This window comes from Polaromonas sp. P1_E1_2 (assembly GCF_056406035.1).
This window is the reverse complement of the sequence record NZ_JBFUAZ010000741.1, coordinates 1-1,786: the sequence shown is the minus strand read 5'-3', so window position 1 is coordinate 1,786 and position 1,786 is coordinate 1. Positions and strand designations below refer to the sequence as shown.

Sequence of the window (1,786 nt, the reverse complement as noted above, 5' to 3'; positions counted from 1 at the left end):
ACACCAGGCTGTCCACGCCATAAGCGCCTATGGTGAAGGCCATTGCGCCGAAAGCGCCTATGGGCGCCACCTTCATGATGAAGCCGACAATGGTGAACAGTACATGCGAGGCTTTCTCGACGAAGTCGAACACCAGCGTGCCGCGCCCGCCGAAACGGTGCAACGCGAAGCCGAACATCACCGCGATCAGCAGCACCTGCAGAATTTCACCCTTGGCGAAGGCATCCACCACGGTGGACGGAATGATGTTCATGATGAAGTCGGTCGTGCCGACCATCTTCCCGGGGCCGGTATAAGCCGCGATGGCTTTGGTGTCCAGCGTGGACACGTCGACATTCATGCCTTCGCCCGGCTTGAATACGTTGACCAGGACCAGCCCGATGATCAGCGCGAAGGTGCTGACGACTTCAAAGTACWGCAGCGCCAGGCCGCCGGTCTTGCCGACCTTCTTCATGTCCTCCATGCCGGCGATGCCGATCACGACGGTGCAGAAGATGATGGGTGCGATCATCATCTTGATGAGCTTGATGAAGCCGTCGCCCAGCGGCTTCATGAGCTTTCCGGCCTCAGGGTAAAAATGCCCCAGCAGCACACCGGCGATCACGGCGCAGATCACCTGGAAGTAAAGCGATTTGTAAAGGGGTGGCTTGCGGCTTGTCTTCGTTGTCGTTGTGCTTGTCATGGCCGGGTCGCATCAGCGAATGCGCGGGTTGTGGGGGACGGGTTCAATATAGCCCCGCCACGCGATTTGTCCATGTGGGAAACCACAGATAACAAATCTTTACGCCGCTCCGGCGCAAGCTCAGCCGGCCGGGCTGCCGCTGCCAGTACCTGAGGCCGGCGGGYGGGCCATCCACGCAATCAGTGACGAGCGCATGGCTTCCTCCACCGACATGTCGATGGGCTGTACCCACTCCGTCGGCACAAACACCGTGTAGCCGCCGATCATGTAGCCCATGGGCAAATAAACCGCAACACGCTCACCCGGAAGGAATCCGGAAGGCAGGTCGGCAAAGCTGCGACGTGTGATCAGGCCCACGATTTCCATCGCGTGCCCAGGCATGCGCAATATCACCACGCTTTGCTCGCCCTGCTTGCCCGAAGGCGAAAAGTAGTCGGCAAAACTCTTGAGCGACGAGTAGATGCTTTTGACCACCGGCAAATTGGTAAACGGCAATTCCGCGAAAGACAGCACTTTGCGCACACTTTGCTGGGATACCAGGAAGCCAATCGCCAGAATGGTCAGGATGCCGAACGCCAAGCCCATGCCGGGCAGGTAAAAACTGCCGATAAGAGGGCGCAGGATCCACAGGGCGGCAGTTTCCATCCACGCCAGGAAGATATAAAGAAGGTATACCGTCAGTGCCACCGGCAGGATGGTGATGAGGCCACGAAAGAAATATTTATAGAGGCTTTTCATGGGCTTTTTCGTTAAGGCGCGTTGCGCATGGTGCATTTTTCTGGCTAGCCTGCAATATAACCATTTCGCATGACGCGCCTCGCCAAGGGTTGTCGGTCTTCTCCTACATTTTTGCGGTACTAATCACTGCGATATGTCACTGTCTCGTGCTTAAACTACTGTCGCAGTGATGCCACTGCCCATTGCTGCTTCCCAAAGAAATCAATCAACCCCACAGTCTCAAGCCCAGCGCTGACATGAACCCCGACCCAGGTCTTCTTCCCGCTCACATCGTGCTTGCACCTGAGCAAGCGCCGATGCTGAAAGTTACCTTTCATTCCCTTGATATTTTTCGGCTGCGCTATCAACTGCGCAACAACGTCATGC

3 protein-coding genes are annotated in these 1,786 nt (G+C 56.7%); 1 reads left to right on the top strand and 2 read right to left on the bottom strand.

Features of this window, described 5'->3' with window-relative positions:
- Positions 1-682, bottom strand: a 682-nt coding sequence (locus tag AC1D1P_RS22385) for a cation:dicarboxylate symporter family transporter (protein ID WP_477674499.1), incomplete at its 3' end; no start/stop codon positions are given.
- A 120-nt stretch (positions 683-802) separates the two neighbouring features.
- On the bottom strand, positions 803-1,420 hold the full coding sequence (locus AC1D1P_RS22380; RefSeq protein WP_477674498.1) for a DUF502 domain-containing protein: 618 nt from the start codon (positions 1,418-1,420) through the stop codon (positions 803-805).
- A gap of 182 nt (positions 1,421-1,602) precedes the next feature.
- On the opposite strand from AC1D1P_RS22380, the gene AC1D1P_RS22375 reads away from it, so the two are divergent.
- A partial coding sequence (locus AC1D1P_RS22375; protein ID WP_477674497.1) for a hypothetical protein occupies positions 1,603-1,786 on the top strand: 184 nt, incomplete at its 3' end.